This window comes from Banduia mediterranea (genome assembly GCF_031846245.1).
GTDB lineage: Bacteria > Pseudomonadota > Gammaproteobacteria > Nevskiales > Nevskiaceae > Banduia > Banduia mediterranea.
Genome location: NZ_JAVRIC010000090.1, coordinates 1 through 301, shown reverse-complemented (window position 1 = coordinate 301; position 301 = coordinate 1). Strand labels below are relative to the sequence as shown.

Annotated in this window: 1 protein-coding gene; it reads left to right on the top strand. The window is 67.8% G+C overall.

Annotated elements, in window-relative coordinates:
- The coding region (gene tnpA / locus RM530_RS18505) for an IS66 family insertion sequence element accessory protein TnpA (protein WP_311366742.1) at positions 1-301 on the top strand (301 nt) is incomplete at both ends.

Sequence of the window (301 nt, the reverse complement as noted above, 5' to 3'; positions counted from 1 at the left end):
GTTACGTCCGACGCAGCGAGTCGGACTGGCGCCGGCTGATTGAGGAGTGGGCGCAAAGCGGTCAGAGCCAAGAAGCGTTCTGCGCCTCGCGTGGGCTTGCACTGAGCTCGCTTTGCAACTGGCGGCGCAAGCTCAAGGCCGGGTCGGCGGCGTCGCCCGAATCGCCGCCGCGTGAAGCCGCCGACTTTATCGAGCTGACGGCACCGGTGGCGTCGGACAAGGAATCGCCGGCCTGGGACCTCGAGCTGAGCCTGGGAGAAGGGACGGTACTGCGCCTGCGGTGCACGCATGCTCACGGTCG